We start from the raw sequence: 24,617 nt of genomic DNA on the forward strand, positions 1-24,617 counted from the left end.
GGGCGGAAGGGGGGTGCGGGTTCTTCCTCGGGCGTGCCGATTCACTCGGGCGTGCCGGTTCCCTCTGGTCTGCCGGTTCCCTCGGGCGTGCCGGTTCCCTCTGGTCTGCCGGTTCCCTCAGGGGTGCCGCTTCCCTCAGGCGCCGGAGGCGCCGCGATGCCGGGCGGCGGAGCCGCTAACGCTTTGGGCGGCGGAGCCGCCGGGACCGTGGGCGGCGGAGCCGCCAATGCTCTGGGCGCCGGAGGCGCCGGTGCCTGGGGCGGCGGAGCCGCCAATGCCGCCGGCGGCGGAGCCGCCGGAACACTGCCCGTCCAGGGCGCCGCCACGGCTCTCGCCCTGCCGCTCCCCCGCGTAGACCCGAACGACCCCAACGCCGGGTTCCTGGCGGGTCTGATGGCCTCCGCACCCGCGGAGCTGATCACCGCGCTGCGCGCGGCACCGACCGGCTCCCCGGAACTGCGGCTGCGCGAGCTGCGGGCCCTCCTGGAGATGGGCGAGCACGGGTCCGCCACCCGGGTCCTGGAGGAACTCGAGAGCGACCATCCCGACGACTGGCGCGTCGTCTGGTACCGCGGCATCACCGCGCTGGCGACCGCGGACCACGAGGTCGCGGCGCTGTCGTTCGACGCGGTCTACGACGCGTTCCCCGGCGAGCCCGCCCCCAAGCTCGCGCTCGGCGTATGCGCGGAGGTGCTGGGACAGCTCGACAACGCCGCCGAGTACTACCGCCTCGTATGGACGACCGATCCCAGCTATGTGAGCGCCGCGTTCGGCCTGGCGCGTGTGCAGTTCGCCGCGGGAGACCGGCGCAACGCCGTGCACACGCTGGAGTCGGTGCCTGAGTCGTCGATCCACTACACGGCCGCGCGTGTCGCGGCGGTGCGGGCGCGGCTGCGGCAGCGCGTGGCCGCCGACCCGCTCCTCGATGATCTGACGGCGGCCGCGGGCCAGGTCGAGGCGCTCGGCGCCTTCGGCCTGGATGCGGTACGCCGCGAGCAGTTGTCGGCCGAGGTGCTGGGCACCGCCCTGGACTGGGTACTCTCCGGTAGCCAGGGTTCCGGACCCGGTGCGAACGGCGGCCGGACCGCGTTGCTCGGCAGTCGACTCGACGAACGTGGGCTGCGGTTCGGTCTCGAGCGTTCGTACCGGACCCTGGCCCGCCTCGCCCAGGGCGGCGAGGAGAGGATCCAACTGGTGGAGCGGGCCAACCGGTTCCGCCCTCGGACGTGGGTGTGATGCACCGCCGTACCGGGGGCCGTACCCCCGTGCCCCGGACCGCAGCACTGTGCAGCACACGCCCGTACGCAATGGTGAGGTGAAACGAGTGACGCCGCAGATGCACCAGCTGGCTGCCGGGGCGACCTGCCCCAGCTGCGAGGAGCCGCTGGAGTCGGGTGACCGGTTCTGCGGTGCGTGCGGGTACGACCTGTCGGCGCTGCCTGCGCCGGAGGACCACCCCACGATCGCCATGAACGGCACGGCACCGGCGCCGCCCCAACCGGCCGCGTCCCCGTCCCAACCGGCGCCGCCCCGGGCCCAAGCCGCGCCGCCCCCGTCCCGACCGGCGCCGTCCCCGGCCGCCGCCCCCTCCGTCGACTGGCCGATCGCCCCCGAGACGGACAGTTCCGACACCCCCGTGCCGGTACATCTGCCGACCGACCTGCGCGGCATCGACTCGGGAAGCCCAGCGGGAACCCCAGCGCCGTCCCACGCCCCCTCCCACGATCTCCTCCCCCACGGCCTTGAGGGCATGGGCCGTGCCCCCATCGACGGGGACCCTGCCGGGGGCACCCCGGGAAACCCCCCGACCGACCCCCCGACCGACCCGCGGACCGTCGCCCCCGGCGAGCTGTCGCCGCCCGAGCCCGATACGAAGCTGTGCGTCGCCTGCCGTACGGGCCGTGTCGACCAGGACGGCTACTGCGAGCACTGCGGGCACGCCCAGCCGCGCGAGCGCGATCACATGGAGCAGGAGCTGGGCGCGGTGGCCGCGGTCAGCGACCGCGGTCTGCGCCACCACCGCAACGAGGACGCGTTCGCCGTCTCCTCGACCGCGCTGCCCGACGGCTCACTCGCCGTCGTCGCCGTCGTCTGCGACGGGGTGTCGTCGGCGAGCCGGCCCGACGAGGCGTCACTCGCCGCGTCCCGCGCCGCCAATGAGTCGCTCCTCGAGAGCCTGCCGCGCGGTACGCATCCGCAGCAGGCCATGCACGACGCGATCATCGCGGCCTCCGACGCGGTCAACTCACTGGCCATGGAGCAGACCTCCCCGCAGGAGCACGCTCCGCACCAGCAGAACGCGCCCGCGTGCACCCTGGTCGGCGCCATCGTCGCGGGCGGCCTGCTGGTCGTGGGCTGGGTCGGCGACAGCCGCGCGTACTGGGTGCCGGTCGACCGCACGTCCCCCGCGGCGCGGCTCACCGAGGACGACTCATGGGCCGCGCAGATGGTCGCCGCGGGTCTGATGAGCGAGACGGAGGCCTACGCGGACGAGCGCGCCCATGCCATCACAGGTTGGCTCGGCGCCGATGCGTACGAACTCGAGCCGCACACGGCTTCCTTCAAGCCGGACCGGCCGGGTGTAGTGGTGGTGTGCACGGACGGACTGTGGAACTACGCGGAGGCGGCGGAGGAGATGGCCGAGGCCATCCCGGCCGACGCCGCCGAACGCCCGCTGCGCAGCGCCCAGGTACTGGTCGGCCATGCGCTGGACGGTGGGGGCCACGACAACGTAACAGTGGCGGTCCTGCCGTTCCCGGTCCCGCCGCAAGGGGCAGGATCGGCCTGAGACAGACCTGGCGATTCACGTCACGTACGCATTTTTCGCCCACAGTGCCGTGGGAAGCCTCAGGGGGGAGCAGAGTCCATGGCCAACTTCTCGAAGTCCAACGCGCCGCAGTTCTCGGTCGAGGTCTACCAAAACGAGTACCTGCCCGAGGGCGGCCGTGAGGTGAACGCCATCGTCACGGTGACCTCGACCGGAGGCGGCACAATCGGCTCGGCGGTGACCGCCCCGCACCTCTATTCGGCGGGTCAGGCCCCGGACGCCGCCGTGGCGATCATGGTCGACTGCTCGGGTTCGATGGACTATCCGCCGACGAAGATGCGCAACGCCCGCGACGCCACGGCGGCCGCGATCGACACCCTCCGCGACGGTGTGCACTTCGCCGTGATCGGCGGCACGCATGTGGCCAAGGAGGTCTATCCGGGCGGCGGCCGGCTGGCCGTGGCCGACGCGACGACGCGTGACCAGGCCAAGCAGGCGCTGCGCAGGCTGTCCGCGGGCGGCGGCACCGCGATCGGCACCTGGCTGCGTCTCGCCGACCGCCTGCTGTCCTCCGCGGACGTGACCATCCGGCACGGCATCCTGCTGACCGACGGCCGCAACGAACACGAGTCGCCGGAGGATCTGAAGGCCGCCCTCGACTCCTGCGTGGGCCGTTTCACCTGTGACGCCCGCGGTGTCGGCACGGACTGGGAGGTGAAGGAGGTCACCGGGATCGCCTCCGCCCTGCTCGGCACGGCCGACATCGTCGCCGACCCGGCGGGCCTCGCAGCGGACTTCACGCAGATGATGGAGACGGCGATGGGCAAGGAGGTCGCCGACGTCTCGCTGCGTCTGTGGACGCCCATGGGTGCGGAGATCAAGTTCGTGAAGCAGGTGGCGCCCACGGTCGAGGAGTTGACCGACCGCCGCACGGAGGCGGGCCCGCGCGCCGGGGACTATCCGACCGGCTCCTGGGGCGACGAGTCCCGCGACTACCACGTCTGCGTCGAGGTGCCCGCGGCCGGTATCGGGCAGGAGATGCTCGCCGCCCGCGTGTCCTTGGTGATTCCCCGGGACGACGGTTCTGTACAGGCGCTGTCCCAGGGGCTCGTACGCGCGGTGTGGACCGACGACATGGCGGCGTCGACGTCGATCAATCCGCAGGTCGCGCACTACACGGGCCAGGCGGAACTGGCACAAGTCATCCAACAGGGGCTGGATGCCCGTAAGGCGGGAGATGTCGATGGCGCAACGGCCAAACTGGGCCGCGCCGTTCAGCTCGCCAGCGCCTCCGGGAACGCGGATACTGCGAAACTCCTTGCGAAGGTGGTGGACGTGGTCGATGCCGCGACAGGTACTGTGCGACTGAAAGCGAAGGTCGAGGAGGCCGACGAGATGACCCTCGAGACTCGGTCGACGAAGACGGTTCGCGTGAAGAAGTCGTAGGAACTGCCGCAGCGGACGACGCGGACAACCGGCAGACCGGCCGCCGCGGCCGGAGAGAGAGCGGCCTAGGGGCCGAAGAAGGAGAGGGGGAAGCGCCGACATGCCGACCTGCCCGAACGGACACCAGTCGGGTTCCGACGACTGGTGCGAGGTCTGCGGTCACCGCATGGCCGGTGCCGTGCCCCCGCCCCCACCCCCGCCGCCCCCGGCACCCGGGTACGGTTTCCCGCCGCCGGCTCCGGGCGCCCAGCAGGGCGGACCGCCGCAAGGCGCCGCGCCCGACGCGGAGCTCTGCCCGCAGTGCCGCACCCCGCGCGAGGGCGGGGCACCGTTCTGCGAGGAGTGCCGCTGGAACTTCCTGACGAACACGGCGACCTCGTACACCCCGGCCGCCCCGCGCCCGCCGGCCCCCGGTCCCGGCCCTGGTCCAGGTGTGGGCGCGGGCCCCGGCGGCCCCAACCCGGGGCTGCAGTTCCGGCCGCAGCCGGGTCCCGGCCCCGATCCGTACGAGTATCAGAGCTCGCGGCCCTCGCAGATGAACCGGCCCGCTGAACCGATTCCGCCGTTCGGTGGCGATCCGTTCGGGAACGACCAGTCGGGGCAGGTGCCGCCGCCCGGCCACGGTGGCCCTGGCGGACCCGGTGGCCCTGGCGGACCCGGGGGTCCGAGTACGCCCGGGGGTTCCGGTGGCCCCGGGACCTCAGGCGGTACCGGCGTGCCCGGGGGTCCGGGCGGGCCCGGTATTCCGCAGGCCTTCCTGCAGCCTGGCCGACCGGCCCAGCCCGCGTTCCCGCAGGAGACGGGTCAGCCGCAGGCACCGGCCCCGACTGGGCCCGGCGGGCCGGGCGGACCTGGCGCACCCGGCGGACCTGGCATCTCCGGTGGGCCGTCCTTCGGTGACGGCGGTGGCGGCGGTGACGGCGACTGGGTGCTCTCCCCGCCGTCGGCCCCGGGCAACGGCGCGGGCGGGCCCGGTGCGCCCTCGTTCCAGCAGCCGCAGGGACAGACCCAGCCGCCGGGTGGCTACGCGCCGCCCGCCACCTGGACCGCGACCATCGGCCCCGACCGCGAGTACTTCATGGCGATGATGCAGCGCTCGGGCCCGGAGGCCGCGGGGCTGAACCTGCCCGCGTACTCGCCGGAGCAGCAGCGTCAGCTCGTCGGCAACCAGATCACCATCGGCCGCCGCCGCCACTCCACCGGCGACACCCCCGACATCGACCTGTCGGTGCCGCCGGAGGACCCGGGCGTCTCGCACCAGCACGCGGTGCTGGTCCAGCAGCCCGACGGCTCCTGGGCGATCGTCGACCAGAACTCGACCAACGGCACCACGGTCAACGGCGCCGAGGAGCCCATCCAGCCCTTCGTCCCCGTACCGCTGCGGGACGGCGACCGGGTGCATGTGGGCGCGTGGACGACGATCACGATCAGGCGCGGTTAGCCAGTCGGACTGCGCAGGGCGGGCGACTGCGCAGCGGCGGGCGACGGAAGGACAGGCGACGGAGCAGCCGCCGGGGGAGGGATGGGCAGCGAAGGCCCGAGGACCCGTACCCGCGGTCGGCTTCAGTCCGGAAGGGGCCAGGCGTACGGGCCTTCGGGGTCGTCCAGCCAGGCCCATTCATGGTCGCCGCTGACCGTGATCCCGAACCGTTCGCGCCCTGGCCGCTCCCGCTGCCACAGGGCGAGCGCCTCCATCGGATCGAGGCTGCCCGCGGACAGGGCCAGCAGGAACCGGAACATCTCGTTGTGCAGGGCCCTGCGCGGCAGCCCGCCCAGTTGCCGTGCGTCGTGCTCCTCCCGGCCCGTACCGCGCAGCGGCACGAAGTACGCGGGTGTGTGCAGGAAGCGTCCCTCGGCATGCCCGGTGTCCTGCACGTCGAGCGCGACCAGCCCCGTCGCGAGCGGCGCGAGGATGCGGGCGCCCGGACGGCACTGGGCGATCCACGGGCGCGGCACCGACACCACGGTGCAGGTGGCGATGATCCGGTCGAAGGGGGCGCGCTCGGGGCAGCCGCGCGCCCCGTCGCCGGTGACGACCACCGGGTGGTAGCCGACGGCCGCGAGATGCCGGCGCGCGGACTCCGTGATCTCCGGGTCGAGATCGATCGTCGTGACGTGGTCGTCGCCGAGCCGGTGGGCCAGCAGCGCCGCGTTGTAGCCGGTGCCCGCGCCGATCTCCAGGACCGTGTCGCCGTCCCGTATCCCCAGCTCGACCAGCATTTTCGCCATCAGCGACGGCTGGCTGCTGGACGACACGAGCCGGCCGTCGCGTACCCGCGTGGCCAGCGGCCCGTCCTCGTAGGCGCCCCTCAGCCAGCGGGCGCGGCGCTTGGGATCGGGGTCCTCGCCCCACAGCCGCTCATAGCCGCGCGCGGTCTCGGGGGCGCCCACGAAGTAGTACGGCACGAACAGATGCCGCGGGACCTCCGCGAACCCCCTCCGCCAGACCGGGTCGTCGTCCCAGGCGCCGGTCGCCTCGATCTCGCGCACGAGTGCGGCCCGTGCCGCGGTCGCCGCGGCAGCGGGATCCTCGTTCACCGGCGGGCTCAGGGCCATACACCCACTGTCCTGCGGTACGCCCGCGGAGGCGAGGCAGCTCACTGATGGGCCTCACCCATGGGCGCGTCCTCGAACGTACGGGTGCCGGCCGGGTCCTAAGCCCTCCGTCCTCCGCCGGGGTGTCTGAGACCATGGGACACGTGCTGCAATTCCGGGGAGAGCCCCGGACCCCCGGCCGACCGACGCCAGGGGGCGTACCCGAGACGAGACCCATTGCGAGGCCAACCGACGTGACCGAGATTCCGCGCGGCACGCTTCAGGAGCAGTCCTTCTACGAGCAGGTCGGCGGCGAGGAGACCTTCCGGCGTCTGGTGCACCGCTTCTACGAGGGTGTCGCCGAGGACCCGATCCTGCGCCCCATGTATCCGGAGGAGGACCTGGGCCCGGCCGAGGAGCGCCTCGCCCTGTTCCTGATGCAGTACTGGGGCGGGCCGACGACGTACAGCCAGCGCCGCGGCCACCCGCGGCTGCGCATGCGCCACGCCCCCTTCACCGTGGACCGCGCGGCGCACGACGCATGGCTGAAGCACATGCGCGTCGCCGTCGACGAGCTGGGCCTCTCCGAGGAACACGAGCGCACGCTGTGGAACTACCTCACGTACGCGGCGGCCTCGATGGTGAACACAGCGGGCTGATCCGCCGCCGTCGTCGCCGCCGCCTCGACGTGGCCAGCGGCCTGCGCACCTGGACCGTGCTCACCACGACGATGGGCCTGATCGGTTTCGGCCTCACCGCGGCGCTCTGGCCGCGGTGTAGGACGCGGGGCGGCCAACGGACGCGAGAATCGACCTGCGGCCGCGAAGGGGCGCGGGGAACTGCGCGACCAGCCACGACGGCGCCGCACCGAACCAACGGCCATCGCGGCGCCGCGGGGCTGCGACGGCCATCGCGGCCCCGCGGCGGAGCCCCACATCGGCACCCCCAGCGGAGCGTCAGCGCACGCTGACGCTGAGCGCCCCGAGCCCCGCCCTGCGCACCGCGATCGACCCGTACGGCGTACGCAGCCTGAGCCATGCGCCCGACGAGAGCAGCGCCAACTGCTGCGCCTCGCCGGGCGCTGCCGCTGCCCTGGCCGTGGCGTTCGCGGTGGCGCGGACGGGACGCAGGAAGCCCAGTGCCTGTGCCGCATGGGCGGCCCGAACCGGCAGGTGTGTGTCGCCCAGCGGCCGCGACCATATATCGCGGCCGATACGGTCCAGCTCGGCACGGGTGCGCTGCTCGGGCGCCAACTCCTCGACGCGGGAGCGGAATTCGGCGACCGCCCCGGCCACCGTGGAGCGGATGGCGTCCGGCGCGGGCAGTCCCGGCTCCTGCCGCCAGCCGCCGCGGGGCGGGAGCAGCCCCGCCCAGGGCGGGCCGGTGACGCTCGAAGGCACCCTGGCGGTGCCGGCGTTCTCGTCGACGGATTCGAGGAGTTCACCCGCCGAGACGGTGGCGTCGAGCGTGGAGCCGCCCCCGTCCTCGTACGGCTTCGTGAGCCGCGCCGTGCGGATCGCGAGGACCTCGAACGACGGCGGCTGCCCGAAGACCGCGAGCGTGGTCCCGGACGCCTGGAGGCGTACGGCGGCCGCACGGTCGTAGTGGATCAGCCGGGCCAGGAAGGCGGCCAGGTCCGCCGCCTCCCCGGCGTCGGCGAAGTGCAGCGTCGGTGGCGCCGTCATGCGGCGAGCGCCTCCGACTTCTCGCCCTCCAGGTACTGCTGCAGGAACGTCTTCTCCTCGGCGGTGATCCGCCGCGGCCGCTGTGCCTCGAGGTTGTACGGGACGACGACCGTCGACGCCCGCACGTACACCTGGTCGGGGTCCTTGATCTCGTACGCGATGGTGAGCGACGCGGCGCTGATCTTCGTCACCCACGATTCGACGGTCACGGGCTCGTGCCGGTGCACGAGCGGCCGTACGTAGTCGATCTCGTGGCGCGCCACGACGGAGCCGCCCGAGAAGGAGGGACTGCCGTCCCCCGGCGCCAGCCGGAACATGAAGTCGATCCGCGCCTCCTCCAGATAGCGGAGGAAGACCACGTTGTTGACGTGCCCGAAGGCGTCCATGTCCGACCAGCGCAGGGGGCAGCTGTAGATGTGACGGGCCACCGGCGCCTCAGCCTCGCGTCAGCTTCTTGTAGGTGGCGCGGTGCGGACGGGCGGCGTCCGGGCCGAGCCGCTCGATCTTGTTCTTCTCGTACGACTCGAAGTTGCCCTCGAACCAGAACCACTTCGAGTTGCCCTCGTAGGCGAGGATGTGCGTCGCCACGCGGTCCAGGAACCACCGGTCGTGGGAGACGACGACCGCGCAGCCCGGGAACTCGAGCAGCGCGTTCTCCAGCGAGGACAGAGTCTCGACGTCGAGGTCGTTGGTCGGCTCGTCGAGGAGCAGCAGGTTGCCGCCCTGCTTGAGGGTGAGCGCCAGGTTGAGGCGGTTGCGCTCACCACCGGAGAGCACCCCGGCTGGCTTCTGCTGGTCCGGGCCCTTGAAGCCGAACGCGGACACGTACGCCCGGGACGGCATCTCGACCTGGCCGACGTTGATGTAGTCCAGCTCGTCCGAGACGACGGCCCACAGCGTCTTCTTCGGGTCGATGTTGGCGCGGGTCTGGTCGACGTACGAGATCTTGACGGTCTCGCCGACCTTGATCGAACCGGAGTCCGGCTCCTCGATGCCCTGGATCATCTTGAACAGCGTGGTCTTGCCGGCGCCGTTCGGGCCGATCACGCCGACGATGCCGTTGCGCGGCAGCGTGAAGCTGAGGTCGTCGATGAGGACCTTGTCCCCGAAGGCCTTGCTGAGGTTGTTGACCTCGACGACGACGTTGCCCAGACGCGGGCCCGGCGGGATCTGGATCTCCTCGAAGTCCAGCTTCCGCATCTTCTCCGCCTCGGCGGCCATCTCCTCGTACCGCGCGAGACGCGCCTTGGACTTGGCCTGCCGCCCCTTGGCGTTGGAGCGGACCCACTCGAGCTCTTCCTTGAGCCGCTTCTGGCGCTTCGCGTCCTTCTGGCCCTCGACCTTCAGACGGGCGGCCTTGGTCTCCAGGTACATGGAGTAGTTGCCCTCGTAGCCGTGGAGACGGCCACGGTCGACCTCGCAGATCCATCCGGCGACGTTGTCGAGGAAGTACCGGTCGTGGGTGACGGCGACGACGGTGCCCGGGTACTTGGCGAGGTGCTGCTCCAGCCAGTTCACCGACTCGGCGTCGAGGTGGTTGGTGGGCTCGTCGAGGAGCAGCAGGTCGGGCTGCTCGAGCAGCAGCTTGCAGAGGGCGACGCGGCGCTTCTCACCACCGGAGAGGTTGGTGACCGGCCAGTCGCCGGGCGGACAGCCCAGGGCGTCCATGGCCTGCTCCAGCTGGGAGTCCAGGTCCCACGCGTTGGCGTGGTCGAGGTCCTCCTGGAGCTTGCCCATCTCCTCCATCAGCTCGTCGGTGTACTCGGTCGCCATCTGCTCGGCGATCTCGTTGAACCGGTCGAGCTTGCCCTTGATCTCGGCGACACCGTCCTGGACGTTCTCCAGGACGGTCTTCTCCTCGTTCAGCGGGGGCTCCTGCAGCAGGATGCCGACGCTGTAACCAGGGGTCAGGAAGGCGTCACCGTTCGACGGCTGCTCCAGACCCGCCATGATCTTCAGCACCGTCGACTTACCGGCGCCGTTCGGTCCGACCACGCCGATCTTCGCGCCCGGCAGGAAGCTCAGGGTGACGTCGTCGAGGATCACCTTGTCGCCGTGCGCCTTGCGCGCCTTGCGCATGGTGTAAATGAACTCAGCCAAGAGAAACCGTCCGGCATCTGAATCTGGGAGTGGGCAGATACACCCATCTTGCCGTACTGCCGTCGCTCGACGAAAACGGGATACGCCGGGGCGGGCGGGTGATGCCACCGGCGCCCCCGGCGCCGCGGAGCCACGCCGGGCCTCCACGCAGCCCAGGAGGCCCGAAGTCACCCAGGGTTGCCCCGCCCTCACAGCACGTCGGGCTGGATCCGCCCTCGGTTCGCGCGTCGATCAGTCCTCGGTCGGCGTCTTCTTCTTCCGCACCAGGAACACCGCCGCGCCGCCGACCACGACCAGGGCCACCGCTGTCCCCGCGATCCACGGTGTGGCGCTGGAGCTCCCGGTCTCAGCGAGGTCAGTGCCGCCGGAAGTGCCCCCGGCCGACGCCGGACTGGGCGTGGAGACCATCTGCACCGTGTCACCACCCCCGGCGCTCTCGGTCTGGCAGTCGAGTACGCCCTTGATCCGCTTGTCGAGGCCGTTCAGCCCCTTGATCGTGAAGTCGTACGCCTGGTCTTCCTGCAGCGGTATGGTCACCGTCTGCGACTGCCCGGCCGGGATGGTGTGCTCGAGCCCCATCAGCTCGAAGGTGTAGGCCTCGTCGCCCTCGTTGCTCACGGTGATGTCCACGCCGCTCTTCGCGCAGTTCTTCTCGGCCGAGACCGCCGGTATCGCACCTGTCGTCGCCCAGTCGGCGGTCGCCGTGGCGGCGACCGCCGACTCGCTGGAGCCCGCGAGGATCTGGGTCTGGCTGCGGGTCTCGGAGGCGAAGGCACGGCCGACCGGCACGGTGGTCGACGCCTGCAGCTGCAGCTCGGCCGAGCCGTCGGGAGCGCCCTCGGGGACCTCGAAGTACAGCTGGGTGCTGTCGGACGCCGTCGTGACGGATTTGCCGTTCTTGTCGACGGCCTTCACGCCGCTCGTCGCGGAGTCTGCCGGCGGCGTCACACTGACCCGGCCGGCGTTGGTCCGCACGGTGACCGGGCCGAGCCTCTCCCCGGGGTGCCCGGAGACGGCGGGCGGGTCGAGGGTCAGCGAGGCCTTCGGCTCCGCGAGATTCCGCGCGCTCTTCTGCAGATAGTCCGCCAGCTTCTCGGCGTCAGGGTCGACCGCCTCGACGTCCGCGTCGTCCGAGTACCGCCAGATCGCGACCTGCGTGCCCGCCGCCGCGTCCTGCTCGCTGAGGCCCCGCGCCCCCGCCTTCCTGGCCAGCTCGGCGAGGTCGTTGACCTGCGGGTAGGAGTTCTGCAGGATCCAGCGGATCCTGCCCGCGTCCGGGTTGCCGCCGAGCGATGTGCCGCTCCAGGGAGTCTCCTGGTACCTGGCGTCCTTCTGCGTGGGGTTCTGGATGTCTATGCAGTACGTCTGCAAAGTGCCGCCGCCGTCGACGGACATCTCGAAGAGGCCCGCGGGGACGCGCTGTTCTTCCTGCTCTTCGCCGCTTCCGTGGACGACTGCCTCGCCGTGGATCTTCAGCCCGGTCAGCGTGGCGGTCGCACCGCCCTGGTGCTGCGGGACGTCGTCCGCGACGGCCGGGGCCGCCGCGACGATCGCGCCGGCGGCGACGAGCCCCGGCGCGAGGGCCGCGGTGGCGAGGCGGACCAGACCCCGCCTGTGGACAGAGAACGCAGAAAACACAGAATTCCCCTTCAGGCGGGACCCGTTGACATGGGGGGGGTGGTCCCGCCGGCAGAATCAATTGCCCCGTGGGCTATGCCGGGCATCCTATGAACGCGGCGCACCATGATCCCCAGTCATGTCATCGGATAACCGATCCGACTCGGAATCGTTATCGCCGACCGGGTCGGCTCCACGCGCCGTGGTGCGAGCTGCGGCTACGAGTACGTGACCCTACGTCACATATGCTGCCTGCGGGGCCAGTTGGCTCCCCGCTTCGAAGACCGGCTCGGGCTCGGGCTCGGACGCGGACGCGGGCGCGGGCGCGGGCGCGGGCGGCACACCGGTGCCCGCGCCGAAGGGTGGTGGCTCCTCCATGCCCCCTGCCGGACTCCGCTCCCCCTGCGACGCCCCCTGAATTCCCGGCGCCATCCCGTAGGCCGCCTGCACCGCCTCGCGTTTCATGGCCCGGCGGAACGCCGAGGTCCCGCGCGACATGTCATGGCCGATCGCCAGCGCGTCGATGTCAGCCGACATCCATTGCTGTCCGCCCCGCTCCTCCTGCCGCACCTTGAGCCTGCCCTGCACGATGACGGGGTCGCCGATGTTCACGGACGCCATCACATTGGCGGCGAGCGACCGCCAGGCGCACACCGTGAAGAAGTTGGTGTGCCCGTCGACCCATGCCTCCTTCACACGGTCCCGGTGGCGTGCGGTCACTGCCAGCCGGAAGCGCGCCACCGACCCCGTCGGCAGCTCGCGCTCCACCGGCGTCGTCGCCACGTTCCCCACGACGGTCACCATGGTCTCGTTCATCTCCGAACCCCTCCCTGTGCGTGTCCGACTCCCCGTCAGAGTGCCTCCGCCGGACCGGGCTCGCCGAGACCTGTGGGTTACCCGCTGGTTGTGGACAACTTCGTCACCCCTCCGGACCGCCCGACCCCGATCACCTCCACGTACTTCTCGCGCACCTCCTGGTACCGCAGCAGCTCCGCCGCCACCGGATCCAGCACGCGAGCCCTGCCGCAGGCGGCGGCCGCCTCCCTGAGGCGCCGTTCCGCCTCCGCTCCGTACCGCCGCGCGGGCCCGCGTACTGCCACACCGCAGGCCCGCTCGACGCACGGGCCGCCCACGATGCCCACCGACATGAGCAGCACCGGCACGCCCAGGTTGGGCGGGCAGACCCCGATGACCTGCGCCAGCAGCCACAGCCCGCCGATGATCTGGACGAGGGTCATCGACGCCTGGACGAGCACGGCGAGCGGCCACCAGCCGGGCCGCGGCGGCCGTTGCCCCACAGGCACTCCGGCGGTCACCGCCACCTCGTCGAGCGCCTCGGGCAACCCCTGCGCACCGCGTGCGGCGGCCTCGCGCACGGCCTGTGCCCACGGCGCGGGCAGCCCGTGCGCCGCTTTGTCCGCCACCGTGCGTACCGCCTGCTCCACGCGCTGGCGTGCCGCGGCCTCCTCGTCCACCGGCGCCGGAGGACCCGGCCGCGGCCGCAGCGCGACCGGTGCGTTCCGGGCCTGGTACCACCGCCACAGCCGCAGCCACGGTGTGCCGCACGCCTTGTTGGCGTTACGGGTCCAGACCCGCTCCGCGGCCTCCCCGGCAGCCGCGGCGCCCACCGCCTCGGCGAGCTGGTCGGTGAACTCCTGGCGCGCCGACTCCGTGAGCCCGGGGCGCCGCTCCGCCGCGTAGAGGGGCCGCAGGCGTGCCGCCGCGGCGTCCACGTCCGCGGAGATACGGCGGACGGGGGCGCCCCGTTCCGCCACGAACTGGTCGAGTGCGTCGCGCAGTTCGCCGACCCCCTCGCCCGTCAGCGCGGACAGCGCGAGCACCGTCGCGCCCGGCTCGCCGTACTCCCCGAGCGCGACGCCGTCCTCGTCGAGCAGCCGCCGCAGATCGTCGAGCACCTGGTCGGCGGCGTCGCCCGGCAGCCGGTCCACCTGGTTGAGCACGACGAAGGTGACCTCCGCGTGCCCAGCCAGGGGCCGCAGATAGCGCTCGTGCAGCACGGCGTCCGCGTACTTCTCGGGGTCGACGACCCAGATCACCGCGTCGACGAGCGCGAGGATGCGGTCGACCTGTTCGCGGTGGGCGGCGACGGCCGAGTCGTGGTCGGGCAGGTCGATCAGGACCAGGCCGCGCAGCTGCGCCTCCCCGTCCGGGCTCTGCGCGGGCCTGCGGCGCAGCCGCATGGGGATGCCGAGCCGGTCGAGCAGCCCTGCGGCACCGTCCGTCCAGCTGCACGCCACGGGCGCCGCGGTGGTCGGCCTGCGCACCCCGGCCTCGGAGATGGCCGTCCCGGCGAGTGCGTTGAACAGCGACGACTTTCCGCTGCCGGTGGCCCCTGCGATGGCGACCACGGTGTGCTCGTCGGACAGTCTGCGCCGGGCGGCGGCCTCGTCCAGGACGCGGCCCGCCTCGGCGAGCGTCCTCCTGTCGAGCCGGGTTCGGGACAGTCCGATGAGCTCGCGCAGTGAGTCGAGCCGGGGCCGCAGCTCCGTGTCGTACCGGGTGCCGCCCGGCGCGGACGAACCCGTCGAGGCGTCGCCTCCGCGAGGGGGCTCCGCTCCGCCGTCGGCGAGCTGGTCGCTCCCGGCTCCGCCCTTCGCCTCGCCGGCCTCGCCCGCTTCGGCCACGCGCCGCGCGATCAGCCCGTCGTCCCAGGTGCCGTCGCTCTCCCGGTCCGGCCGCAGGCTGCCGCGCGCGTGCTCGCCGCCCCGGCCGCCGTCGTCGTCCACGCGCGCGTGCCTGGTGTCGCCACCGGCCGCTCGGGAGCCACCGCCCTTCGAGTCGGGTCCGCCATCTGCTCCTGATGTGCCGGACCCCGTTGTGCCGGACGGGCCCGAGCGGCGAGCCCTGCCCGATCCTCCGGTGGGGTCGGAGTGATCCCTGTGGTCAGTGACTGCGGTCACCGCGGTCACCTCTCCTTCTGCATGACGGACAGCGCGGCGATGAGTTCGGCCTGGGGTTCGGGGTGCACGCCGAGGGCGTCGAGCGGGGCGAGGCGCCGTTCGCGCTCGACCCTGAGCACCTTGTCCACGTAGCTGGTGAGCAGGTTTCCGCCTCGGTCGCGCAGCCGGAGCGCACCGTGGGCCCCGATGCGCTCGGCCAGGTTCTCGCCCGCCGAACGGGCCCGGCGCCCGCCCAGCAGAGCGGTGGCGAGCAGAGCGGCAAGCGCCACCGGGTCCGGCGCGCCGCCACGCGGGTGCACCCGCACATCCGATGGAGCATCGAGGGCGCGCACCTCCTCCTCCGCATACTCCTCGATGACGCGCCGCCACCGCCGTACGGCCATGCCGACGCGGTGTTCGGCGCTCTCGAGGCCCGGGGCACGGACCGTCAGCCCCGGAGCGAGACCGCCGGGTTCGTGCCGCCAGGCCTCGTCGACGCGCTCGTCGGCCGCCGCCACCGCGTTCAGCAGCAGCGTCACCAGGCTCTCGACGAGCGCGTCGAGCAGTTCCTCCGGGCTGCAGTCCAGCGGATAGCTCCGCCAGCGCTTGAGAGCGTCCCCCGCGAGCACGGCCCCGGCCTGCAGACGGCCCCGCACGCGCGCGTGCTCTTCTTCGTAGGCCTCCTCCACAGCGGCGGTGAGGCGGAGTGCGGCCGCGTGCTGGGCGGCGACGGCGCCGGCGAGCTCGGGCGTCCGCGCACGCAGCGAGTTCATGACACCGTTGGCGGTACGGACGATGGCCTGGCGGCGGGCTCCCATGTCGTGTGCGCGATGGGTCAGCCAGGCCCGCAGCGGCGCCACGGCGGTCCCGGGCAGCAGCCCGCCGCTCTCCGCGGACTCGGGCAGCTCGGGCACGGTGAACCGGGGCGCGTCGCCGAGCCCCGCCTTCGTGAGCAGCGCCGCGTACTGCCGTGACACCTCTGTGGCGACCTGGTGCGGCACCCGGTCGAGCACGGTGACGAGCGTCACGTTGTGCTCCTTGGCGGTACGCAGCAGATGCCAGGGCACGGCGTCGGCGTACCGGGCGGCGGTGGTGACCATGACCCACACGTCGGCGGCGCAGATCAGCTCGGCGGCGAGGAGCCGGTTCTCGGCCACGAGCGAGTCGATGTCGGGCGCGTCGAGGAGCGCGAGGCCGGGCGGCAGGGTGTCGACGGTCTCGATCCGCAGCGCCCGCCCCCCGGGTCTGGCGGGCGGCCGTCTGCCCCGCCATGTCTCCTGCTTCGGCGCCCGCACGCGCGCGAGGTGGGGCAGGACGCGCTTCCCGGTGTACCAGTGCTGGTCGTCCGGATGGCAGACCAGCACCGGTGTACGCGTCGTCGGCCGCAGCACCCCCGCCTCGGTGACCTTGCGCCCCACGAGGGAGTTCACGAGGGTCGACTTGCCGGCTCCGGTGGAGCCGCCGATCACCGCGAGCAGCGGCGCTTCGGGTTCCTTGAGGCGGGGCACCAGGTAATCGTCGAGCTGCTGCAGCAGTTCCTCCCGGTTGGCACGCGCGCGTGCCGCCCCCGCCACGGGCAGCGGAAAGCGCGTGGCGGCGACACGGTCGCGCAGGACAGAGAGTGCGTCGAGCAGCTGAGGCCGTACGTCGAAGGTCACCACATGCGAAGAATGCCCAATTTTGGAGCCTTTCTGAAGCATATGGGTGCCTCTGCGCGCCGATCAGACACGCGGGACGGAAGGGGCCAGTGGGGCGCAGGCATAACGAGTGCACAACACCCGGGGCGTGAGAGGCCAAAAGCGGTGCAGGATTCGTACCTGCCTGCGATTATCGGGACCGCTTCACTGAACCTCCACATCGAACCGCGGAGGGGAAGCACGAGAGACAAGGATCCAGGAGCCCTATCCTTGTCCCCGGCAAGGTCCCGGATCAGCCCCACCCAGGGCCCCAGGCCACCGGCCACCACCCGGCCCCCGTAGCTCAGTGGATAGAGCAGGCGCCTTCTAAGCGCTTGGCCGCAGGTTCGAGTCCTGCCGGGGGCGCCCTTTCTCCGCCCTCCCATCGGGAGGGCGTTTTTGCTGGTCAGAGGGCGTTTATCGGGCTCGGCGAAGCTGCTTCGCGGGTGCGGGTGCACCCTCGGGCGGACTCGGCGGGTGTCCGGCTGGAGACGATTTCGTCCGGCCCTCGGCGGGTGTTCTTCCCGAAAACTTCCCGAAGTTTCGGTGCGGTCTCTCTGCAGTCGCCGCAGGACGACCATGTCGCCGCAACCGAATAGATGAGGGCAAAACGGCATACAGGTTGAAGGAGCGCTGGATATCAGATCATCCTTGCCGCCATGAGTCTCGTCTCCACCTCCCTCGATGTACCCGACATGGCCGACTACGCACACGACTGGGTCTTGGTCGATGTGGAGACGTCGGGACTCATGGCCCGGCGAGATCGCGTGCTGTCCGTCGCGGTGATCACGATCGGGCCGGACGGCGAGCAGACCGGGGAGTTCTCGACCCTGCTCAATCCGGGCTGCGATCCGGGACCGGTGGAGGTGCACGGGCTGACCGTCGAGCGGTTACAGGGTGCGCCGACCTTCGACCAGGTCGCCGGGCGGATCGGCGCGATGCTTCAGGACCGGGTCCTGGTCGCCCACAACGCGCAGTTCGACTACGACTTCCTGGCCTACGAGTTCGCCCGTGCGCGGATGTGGCTGCCGGTGTCGCAGCGGCTGTGCACCCTGGCTCTGAATCGCCAGGTGGATCCGCCGACGGACGACATGAAGCTCGGCACCCTCGCCGCCCATTACGGCATCCCCCAGCAGCGCGCGCACGATGCGCTGGACGACACCCGTGTGCTGGCCGGGATCCTGCGGGCGTCACTGCGCGAGGCAGCACGGCTCGATCTGCCCCTGCCGCTGGTGACCTGCCCACCCCGGGCAGAGTCGCAGTTCACGCCGAAGCCACCGAAGACTCCCTGCGCCTACCGCAATCCTGGACGGCTGCCTCCCGGCGAACCTCTCCAGCAGGGCATGAAGGTCGCGATCACCGGTGAGACCGCCCACGCCCGGGCGGAGCTGGTCGGGCGGGCGGTCGCCGCCGGGCTGAACATGATGACCTCCGTCAGCCGGCACACCAGCGTGCTGGTCACCAATGAACCGGCGTCCGGTTCGGCAAAGGCCCGACGCGCAGTCGCCGAAGGCGTGCCGGTCATCAACGAGCACACCTTCCTGCGGCTGCTGGCCGACGTACGACCGGGGACAGCACATGAGGCGACCGCCGCCGCTGTCGCCCCCGCAGCCGAGCCGGAACCAGAACCAGTCGTCGGCCCCGCGGAGTCGGCGCCCACCACGGCCTCTGCCGCGCCCGTGCCGGAGGCCGCGGCCCTCCCCAGGGTCGCCCCCGGTGCGGGAGTACCCGCTCCGCGCCGACCGGAGCCCTCCATCGGCACGTTGGACAAACCTCTGGCCGGGCGTCGCGTACTGGTGCTCGGTGGTGTCCATGCCGATGCCGCGGCAGCACGTGCCCGCATCGTCGAGCTGGGCGGGTCCGCGGCGATCAACCTGTCCGCCAGCGTCACCGACGTCGTACTCCTGGAGGGAGGGCAGGGCGACCGGCGCATGAGCCGCATCACCGCCCTCGAACTCCCCGTGCACGACCTCCACTGGCTCACCGCTCCGACCGCCACCGCCCCGGCCGCGGCAGCCCTCCGGACTCAGGAGCCGCACGTGATGCCGAGAGGCGGTGTCATCGACCTGCCCATGCCGCACGGCAGACCCGCGCCGGAATGGTACGTCACCGCCGGCTGGGCCCCGCAGACCGACTACGAGATCGACGTCGTCGCCTTCCTCCTCGACGAGGACGAACAGGTCACCTTCGACGAAGACTTCATCTTCTACGGAGCCCCCGAGAGCCCGGCCGGGACTGTGCGGCTACTGACCGGCGGCCCCGCGGAGCAGACCATCGCCCTCAACCTGGCCTCCCTGCCGCCCGCGACGCGCAAGGTCGTCGTCGCCGCGGCCATCGACGGCACCGCCACCTTCGGGACGGTCGGTGCCATCCAGATCAGTGCCGCCCCCGGCAGCAGCGGGGCACCGCTCGCCCGGGCCACCCTGGACGCCGCCACCACCGAACGCACCATGCTGCTCGCGGAGATCTACCGCAGAGGCCCGGTCTGGCGCCTACGCGCCGTCGGCCAGGGCTACGACCGCGGCCTCAACGCCCTCGCACGCAGATACGGCGTCGACATCGCCGACTGAACGCCGGCACCGGGAGCGAAGATCTGCGCGTCCCTGCGCCTGGTTCAGGCTCGGCGACGCGGTGCGGGCGTGGATCCGGGCTTGGGAACCGGCATGCTCGGGGCCGGCCCTGCGGGCAATCGCTGGGGGCCTTCGATGCGCTGCTGGAGCTCGGCGAGCTGGCCCGTGATGCAGCGGGCGTAGGTGGCGAGCAGGACGGGGACGCTGTTGCCGGCCCACTCGGCGACCTGGGCGGGTGGGATGCCGTGGTTGAGCCAGGTGGTCAGGCAGGTGTGGCGCAGGTCGTAGACGCGCTTGCCCACGGGTGACTCGTATTCGTGCTCTGGCAGGACCGCCTTGCGAGCCTTGTTCCAGGCGCGGCGGAAGACCGATCCGGCCAGCAGCCCGCCCTTCTCGCCGGGGAAGAAGAGGTCGCCCGGCTGGAGGCCGTCCCTTTTGATCAGGTCGCGGAGGACAGCGACGAGTGCCGGGTGGGCGGGGACGGGGCGGGTGTCGCCCTCGGCGCGGCCCTTGAGGTCGCGGGTCTCGTGGACGCGGCCGTCGTCGGTCCACTGGCTGCCGACCTCGGGCTCGGCGGTGTGGACGAGCAGTTCGCCCCAGCCCTCGGCGGGCAGTGTGGTGGCGCTGACGCGGAGGGCTACGGCCTCCTCCGGCCGCAGTCCGGCGTAGTAGAGGGTGGCGAAGAAGGCGTGGAGGCGGTGGCCGGTGCGGGGGCGGTCGGCGATCCAGGCCAGGAGGCGGGCGACCTGACCCGGGTTGAGCAGCGACCGCTTGTCGACGGCCTCGGCCACCTTGGGGGCGGCGCCTTCCTCCTTGCCCTTGGGGAGCGGGTTGGCGGTGAGGATCTTCTGCCGGACGGCGTACTTCATCGCCACGTTGAGGATCCGCTGCTCGCGCTTGACGGAGCTGGCGGCGGCCGGGCTGCCGTCCAGAAGTGTGTCGAGCGCTTGCAGGACGGCGTCGACGCGTTTGGTGTCCTCCCAGGCCGTCATGGGCAGGGAGTTGCGGGCTATCCACGACAGGACGGTGCGGACTTCGGGCGGCGCCTCGTCGCGTCGGAGCTTGTTGAAGGCGTACTCGCGCAGGGCCCGGCGTACGTCGATGGGGTCGAAGCGGTCCGGGAGTTCGGTGCGGAGCAATGCGAGGGTGACCTTGGTGAGGGCCTTGGCGGTGTTCTTGCGGTTGTTGGCCGAGATGCGCGGCCACTTCATGTCGACGTACTGGAGGGCGAATTCGTAGTTGGTGGCCTCAGAAGCGGAGGTGGCGTGTGAGACCGGCAGGCCGGTGTCCATGTCGAATGGTTCACCGTTGTTCGCGGCTACGCGCAGCGTTGCGCGGAAGGATTCGGCGAGCGCGCTCGTGGCATAACTCTGGCCGTGACGCCTTCCGTTGACGGACCACCGGACGGTGTAGCTGGTCTTGCGCTTTCCCCTGTAGATCTCCGTGTCGTAGAAGCGGACCTTGTAGGACCGGTTGCTCAAGCGTGGTCCTCGCAGTCGGTCAGCCAGTTCTCGTAGTCACTGCGGCGGATGCGCAAAGCGCCGTTGGGAATGCGTATGCAGCGCGGGGCTGTGCCCTTCTTCCGCCAGTCGTAGAAGGTGGAGCTGGAGATGCGGAGGTCGTCGCAGAACTCTTCGACCGTGAGTTTGTCGGTGGGGCGGCGGGGCGGAGACGTCAAGCGGTGTTCCTTGGGCAGGGGGCGGGGCTGTCCTGCATTTGCGCCGGGTCGGTGCGAAAGGCAGGCGGACTGTGGAGTTGCCAGTCGATAGCGGCGTGGATCCGTGGGCAGGGTCAGCACCTCGATTGGCACCACAACTATCCAGAGAATCGCCGGTTTCGCTAACCGGCGATCGTCGTCTATATTGCGCTCGCGCGGTTCGCCGCGAAGCGGTTGCGCAGGGGCGGGAAGTACCGAAAACCGGCACATCAATCGACTATTTCGTCAACCGGCGATCGTGCCCTAAAGTTTTGGGACCGCCTTCTACCGCCTTCTCTCGGCACCCTTTCTGCCGTGAGAGATGTCGCGGGATAGGGCTGGACTTGCGCGGCCCGGGTGTGGCTATGTGTTGACGGCACCCCCGGAAAGCGCGAGCGGCCACCAGTGCGCCACGCGCCGTCGGCCGGTCAACTCCCCCACCCCTGATGCCCGTACCGCCACGACGACGGTGAGCCGTGGGTTCCCCGCCCACCTGCAACCGAGTGAGGAACCGCCCCTCTTGGCCCGAATCCGCACCATCAAGCCCGAAGCCTTCGTCTCCGAGTCCCTGGCCGCCGTCTCCCTGACCGCCGAGCGCACCTTCATCGGCCTGCTCACCCAGGCCGACGACCAGGGCCGCCACCGCGACCACGCCGCGATCATCGCGGGACAACTGTGGGTACTGCGCCCAGAACACGGGCCCTCGGACGTCGAGACGGACCTCGCCCAGCTCGCCGACGCCGGACTGATCTGCCGCTACACGGGGCTGGACGACAAGCGGTACCTACACATCGTCACCTGGAGCCGACACCAGAAGATCAACCGGCCCAGCAAGAGCCGCCTCCCCGCCTGCCCGCACCACGACACCCCGGCCGCCGGAGCCACGCCAAGCCCCACGGGGGTCGGCTTCACGGAGCCCTCCGTGCCGCCTCACGCAGCCCTCCGTACAAACGCACGCGAGATGCGCGAGCCCGCACCGAATCCTGGCACCGATAACGAATCCGCAGGTCAGGACGGGTTCACGGAGCCCTCCATGAGGGCTCACGGAGGACGCCCGGAGCCGCAGGTGAAACCTCACGGTACGGATCTAGGACCTAGGATCATGGACCTAGGAAGTACCCCTTCGGGGGGCGCGAGCGCCCGCACACGCGACACCGTCTCGGCCCGCCAGCTGATCGCCGAGTACGTCGCTGCCTGCGCCCACCGCCCACCAGCCGGCGTCCTGGACCATCTCGGCCGGGAAGTGCGCAAGATGCTCGACGAGGGCATCGCCCCCGCCCACATCCGGGCCGGACTCGAACGCCACCGGGCCAAGGGCCTGCATCCCAGCACCTTGCCGAGTCTCGTCCACGAGGCCATGAACGCCGCGCCCGTGCCGGTCGGCCACACGCCGTGGACGAACCCCAGCGACATCGACGCCGCCTACGGAGGTGACCTCTGACCGCCACCCTCACCCGAGAGCCTCGCCAGGTCGGTCCGCTCGCCAACCGGCTCAACACCATCCTGGCCAGCCGCGGCATCGACCCCCGCGTCACAGCCGAGGAACCGCCGCCCGAGCCCGTCACGGCACTGGAACTCGCGGACGCCCGGATCCCCGCCCGCTATCCGGCAGTTTTCGTGTCGGCGTACGCCGGGACGGGCGCCGTGGCGCCCAAACGGAGATCAACACCCCCACCTCAGCACCAGCAAGTTGTACCGGGAGTAGCGGGAGAGGGGGCATTTGACCCGGCGGGCGCTGATCCGTGAGCGCCGAGCCGGCAGCATGCGGTCTGCCTCCGGCGAACTGGTGTTCCGTCGACGTGGACCGCATCCACTGGCCCTGCTCCGTCGACCACTTTTCTCCACTCGGGTCGTCGCACGAAGTCCTGGCAAGTTTCGGCAAGTTCCTGGCTTGAGGGCTCAGTCGGGGGCAAGCTCTGGCACAGAGATCGTTACCGGCATCCGAGGAGGACATCATGGCCCTGCGCAAGCTCGGCAAGGACCCGGAGAGTCCCAGTGGCGGCTCGCCCACCATCTACCTCGACGAGGAGAAGGACAGCTACCTCGTGCAGGGATGGAAGGTGGAGGACGCCGAGCGTCTCGGACAAATGGACATCCCCGGCCACGAGTCGGTGGTGGAAATCCCTCGGCGCATGGTGCAGTTCTTCCTGGAGGTGATGAAGGATGACGAGGCCCCCGACGTTTGAGGAGCTGTTCCGCGACTGCCAGAGGACGGCTGTCCATCTGGAGATGCGCGACGCCTACATGAAGTCGGACCCGGCCTTCATCGACTGGAAGGCCGGTGTGGTCCTCGATCCCGCCGAGCGCTGGGCTGACTGGCACGCCATCGTCACGGAGGCGACCGCGCGAGGCGTCGAGGTTCGTCGCGCCCGCGTCATGTCGACACCGGTCAGCGAGTACATCCGCTTCGAGTACGCCGTGACCGATGGGTTGAACATCGCTGCCGGCGAAGAGGTGCGTTGGCTCTCGCGCCGCAACGCGACCGATATCGCGCTGCCGGGCAACGACTTCTGGCTGTTCGACTCCAGCCTCGTCCTCGTCAACCACTTCGACGGCGAGGGCGAGAACATGGAGGTGGAACTCACAGAGGACGCTGAGGTGGCGAAGCTCTGCGAATCTGCCTTCGATGCCGTGTGGAAGCGGGCGACACCTCACGCACAGTTCGAGCTGGCCTGATAGCTCGAACAGCATCCTCGCACCGACATGACATCACCCTCTTCGAGCGTCCATGAAGCCCGCAAGGCGCTCGGGCAACGCCTCGCCGAGATCCGGAAAGCAGCCGGACTCACCAAGCGAGCACTGGCCCACAGCCTGGGTTGGCATGAGTCGAAGGCTTCGCGCTTCGAGAGCGGCGCCCGCGCGCCCTCAGAGCGCGACCTTCGCGACTGGTGTTCCGCGTGCGGCGCGGAGAGTGAGGCAGAGGACCTCGTCTCGACAGCCCGCGGAATTGAGGGCATGTATGTCGAGTGGCGCAAGATGGAGCGCCATGGGCTCAAGTGGGCGCAGGAGTCCGTCGTTCCCCTGTGGGAGCGCACCGAGCGCTTTCGTATTTACTCGCCGTGGCTCATCCCCGGCCCCGTCCAGACGGCCTCGTACATCACCGCGCTTCTGACCTCCATTCGTGACCGCCGAGGACTCATCGACGATGTGCCGGCTGCCGTCAAGGTGCGCGTGGAAAAGCAACAGGTCGTCTACGGGAACCACAAGTTCGCCATCCTCCTGGAAGAAAGCGTTCTGCGGTACCGCATCGGCGGCACCGACGTGATGGCTGGCCAACTCGGCTATCTCCTCGGCGTCATGGCGCTCCCGTCGGTGAGCATCGGCATCATCCCCCAGGACGCCGACCGCTCTGGCCTCTGGCCCGTCGAGGGATTCTTCCTCTACGACGACGATTTGGTGAACGTAGAGTTGATCTCGGCACATCTCACCGTCGTCCAGAAGCACGAACTTGCCATGTATGCCAAGACGTTCACCGAGCTGGCCGAACTTGCCGTCTACGGCCCTGCAGCGCGTGAACTCATCACCGCTGCCATCGAATCTCTAGGGTGAATGCCCGGCAAGTTCCGGCACACTCGTGGAGCCCCACCCAACTCCCTTCCTAGCTTTATAGGCACGGCTGAAAGCG

At 70.9% G+C, this 24,617-nt stretch carries 20 protein-coding genes and 1 tRNA gene; 11 read left to right on the plus strand and 10 right to left on the minus strand.

Translation table 11 applies throughout. The features are described 5' to 3' along the window. From STSP_RS01125 to STSP_RS01140, 4 genes are all read left to right on the plus strand, one after another. On the plus strand, window positions 1–1,236 hold a 1,236-nt coding region (locus STSP_RS01125; protein WP_408646221.1), incomplete at its 5' end, for a tetratricopeptide repeat protein. A 100-nt stretch (window positions 1,237–1,336) separates the two neighbouring features. Continuing rightward, window positions 1,337–2,788, plus strand: a complete 1,452-nt coding sequence (locus tag STSP_RS01130; protein WP_067270775.1) for a PP2C family serine/threonine-protein phosphatase — start codon at window positions 1,337–1,339, stop codon at window positions 2,786–2,788. 78 nt (window positions 2,789–2,866) lie between these two features. Further along, complete coding sequence (locus tag STSP_RS01135; RefSeq protein ID WP_067270777.1) at window positions 2,867–4,213, plus strand: vWA domain-containing protein; 1,347 nt, start codon at window positions 2,867–2,869, stop codon at window positions 4,211–4,213. 100 nt (window positions 4,214–4,313) lie between these two features. Then, entirely contained in the window at window positions 4,314–5,654 is a 1,341-nt protein-coding gene (locus tag STSP_RS01140) for an FHA domain-containing protein (RefSeq protein WP_067270779.1), read from the plus strand. Between the two features lie 122 nt (window positions 5,655–5,776). On the opposite strand, the gene STSP_RS01145 is transcribed toward STSP_RS01140, so the two are convergent. Next, window positions 5,777–6,769, minus strand: a complete 993-nt coding sequence (locus STSP_RS01145; RefSeq protein ID WP_067270781.1) for a methyltransferase domain-containing protein — start codon at window positions 6,767–6,769, stop codon at window positions 5,777–5,779. A 233-nt stretch (window positions 6,770–7,002) separates the two neighbouring features. On the opposite strand from STSP_RS01145, the gene STSP_RS01150 reads away from it, so the two are divergent. Further along, complete coding sequence (locus tag STSP_RS01150; RefSeq protein ID WP_067270784.1) at window positions 7,003–7,407, plus strand: globin; 405 nt, start codon at window positions 7,003–7,005, stop codon at window positions 7,405–7,407. A gap of 297 nt (window positions 7,408–7,704) precedes the next feature. Here STSP_RS01150 and STSP_RS01155 read toward each other — a convergent pair whose 3' ends face one another. The 7 genes from STSP_RS01155 to STSP_RS01185 all read right to left on the minus strand — a co-directional run bounded on the left by STSP_RS01155 (window position 7,705) and on the right by STSP_RS01185 (window position 16,711). Further along, complete coding sequence (locus tag STSP_RS01155) at window positions 7,705–8,433, minus strand: hypothetical protein (RefSeq protein WP_067270786.1); 729 nt, start codon at window positions 8,431–8,433, stop codon at window positions 7,705–7,707. Further along, on the minus strand, window positions 8,430–8,861 hold the full coding sequence (locus STSP_RS01160) for an acyl-CoA thioesterase (RefSeq protein WP_067270788.1): 432 nt from the start codon (window positions 8,859–8,861) through the stop codon (window positions 8,430–8,432). Before STSP_RS01160 ends, STSP_RS01155 begins: the two co-directional genes overlap by 4 nt. Before the next feature lie 7 nt (window positions 8,862–8,868). Next, window positions 8,869–10,533 carry an energy-dependent translational throttle protein EttA gene (gene ettA / locus STSP_RS01165; protein WP_067270790.1) on the minus strand — a complete coding sequence of 555 codons (1,665 nt, stop codon included), beginning with the start codon at window positions 10,531–10,533 and terminating at the stop codon, window positions 8,869–8,871. 231 nt (window positions 10,534–10,764) lie between these two features. Beyond that, window positions 10,765–12,171 (minus strand): thioester domain-containing protein, encoded by a 1,407-nt coding sequence (locus STSP_RS01170; protein ID WP_078066793.1) that lies wholly within the window; start codon window positions 12,169–12,171, stop codon window positions 10,765–10,767. 213 nt (window positions 12,172–12,384) lie between these two features. Next, window positions 12,385–12,966, minus strand: coding sequence for a single-stranded DNA-binding protein (locus STSP_RS41080; protein WP_078066794.1), 582 nt, complete (start codon window positions 12,964–12,966; stop codon window positions 12,385–12,387). 77 nt (window positions 12,967–13,043) lie between these two features. After that, window positions 13,044–15,080 carry a GTP-binding protein gene (locus STSP_RS01180; RefSeq protein ID WP_408646222.1) on the minus strand — a complete coding sequence of 679 codons (2,037 nt, stop codon included), beginning with the start codon at window positions 15,078–15,080 and terminating at the stop codon, window positions 13,044–13,046. Then, entirely contained in the window at window positions 15,077–16,711 is a 1,635-nt protein-coding gene (locus tag STSP_RS01185; RefSeq protein ID WP_067270792.1) for a dynamin family protein, read from the minus strand. Before STSP_RS01185 ends, STSP_RS01180 begins: the two co-directional genes overlap by 4 nt. Window positions 16,712–17,019: 308 nt before the next feature. Between STSP_RS01185 and STSP_RS01190 the strand changes: the two genes are divergently transcribed. Both STSP_RS01190 and STSP_RS01195 read left to right on the plus strand, forming a co-directional pair. Next, a tRNA-Arg gene (locus tag STSP_RS01190) sits at window positions 17,020–17,092 on the plus strand. Between the two features lie 293 nt (window positions 17,093–17,385). Continuing rightward, entirely contained in the window at window positions 17,386–19,296 is a 1,911-nt protein-coding gene (locus STSP_RS01195; RefSeq protein WP_067270794.1) for a TerD family protein, read from the plus strand. A gap of 44 nt (window positions 19,297–19,340) precedes the next feature. Here STSP_RS01195 and STSP_RS01200 read toward each other — a convergent pair whose 3' ends face one another. Together STSP_RS01200 and STSP_RS39905 are read right to left on the minus strand one after the other, a co-directional pair. Then, window positions 19,341–20,777, minus strand: coding sequence for a tyrosine-type recombinase/integrase (locus STSP_RS01200; RefSeq protein ID WP_067270796.1), 1,437 nt, complete (start codon window positions 20,775–20,777; stop codon window positions 19,341–19,343). Continuing rightward, a complete protein-coding gene (locus STSP_RS39905; RefSeq protein WP_067270799.1) occupies window positions 20,774–20,974 on the minus strand; it encodes a helix-turn-helix transcriptional regulator in 201 nt (66 codons plus the stop codon). Before STSP_RS39905 ends, STSP_RS01200 begins: the two co-directional genes overlap by 4 nt. A gap of 538 nt (window positions 20,975–21,512) precedes the next feature. Between STSP_RS39905 and STSP_RS01210 the strand changes: the two genes are divergently transcribed. From STSP_RS01210 to STSP_RS01225, 4 genes are all read left to right on the plus strand, one after another. After that, window positions 21,513–22,433 carry a hypothetical protein gene (locus STSP_RS01210; RefSeq protein WP_067270802.1) on the plus strand — a complete coding sequence of 307 codons (921 nt, stop codon included), beginning with the start codon at window positions 21,513–21,515 and terminating at the stop codon, window positions 22,431–22,433. Between the two features lie 514 nt (window positions 22,434–22,947). Beyond that, a complete protein-coding gene (locus tag STSP_RS01215) occupies window positions 22,948–23,178 on the plus strand; it encodes a hypothetical protein (protein ID WP_067270807.1) in 231 nt (76 codons plus the stop codon). After that, window positions 23,156–23,668 (plus strand): DUF6879 family protein, encoded by a 513-nt coding sequence (locus tag STSP_RS01220; protein WP_198547234.1) that lies wholly within the window; start codon window positions 23,156–23,158, stop codon window positions 23,666–23,668. Before STSP_RS01215 ends, STSP_RS01220 begins: the two co-directional genes overlap by 23 nt. A gap of 27 nt (window positions 23,669–23,695) precedes the next feature. Further along, entirely contained in the window at window positions 23,696–24,541 is an 846-nt protein-coding gene (locus STSP_RS01225) for a helix-turn-helix domain-containing protein (protein WP_067270809.1), read from the plus strand. Window positions 24,542–24,617: the final 76 nt, after the last annotated feature.

It is taken from the genome of Streptomyces jeddahensis, from assembly GCF_001642995.1.
Lineage (GTDB): Bacteria > Actinomycetota > Actinomycetes > Streptomycetales > Streptomycetaceae > Streptomyces > Streptomyces jeddahensis.

Excerpts from the sequence above, each read along its gene's own strand:
- STSP_RS01220 (WP_198547234.1), top strand. The coding sequence starts at position 23,156 with ATGACGAGGCCCCCGACGTTTGAGGAGCTGTTCCGCGACTGCCAGAGG.
- STSP_RS01225 (WP_067270809.1), top strand. The coding sequence starts at position 23,696 with ATGACATCACCCTCTTCGAGCGTCCATGAAGCCCGCAAGGCGCTCGGG.
- STSP_RS01195 (WP_067270794.1), top strand. The coding sequence starts at position 17,386 with ATGAGTCTCGTCTCCACCTCCCTCGATGTACCCGACATGGCCGACTAC.
- STSP_RS01140 (WP_067270779.1), top strand. The coding sequence starts at position 4,314 with ATGCCGACCTGCCCGAACGGACACCAGTCGGGTTCCGACGACTGGTGC.
- STSP_RS01135 (WP_067270777.1), top strand. The coding sequence starts at position 2,867 with ATGGCCAACTTCTCGAAGTCCAACGCGCCGCAGTTCTCGGTCGAGGTC.
- STSP_RS41080 (WP_078066794.1), bottom strand. The coding sequence starts at position 12,966 with ATGAACGAGACCATGGTGACCGTCGTGGGGAACGTGGCGACGACGCCG.
- STSP_RS01130 (WP_067270775.1), top strand. The coding sequence starts at position 1,337 with ATGCACCAGCTGGCTGCCGGGGCGACCTGCCCCAGCTGCGAGGAGCCG.
- STSP_RS01155 (WP_067270786.1), bottom strand. The coding sequence starts at position 8,433 with ATGACGGCGCCACCGACGCTGCACTTCGCCGACGCCGGGGAGGCGGCG.
- STSP_RS01215 (WP_067270807.1), top strand. The coding sequence starts at position 22,948 with ATGGCCCTGCGCAAGCTCGGCAAGGACCCGGAGAGTCCCAGTGGCGGC.
- STSP_RS01145 (WP_067270781.1), bottom strand. The coding sequence starts at position 6,769 with ATGGCCCTGAGCCCGCCGGTGAACGAGGATCCCGCTGCCGCGGCGACC.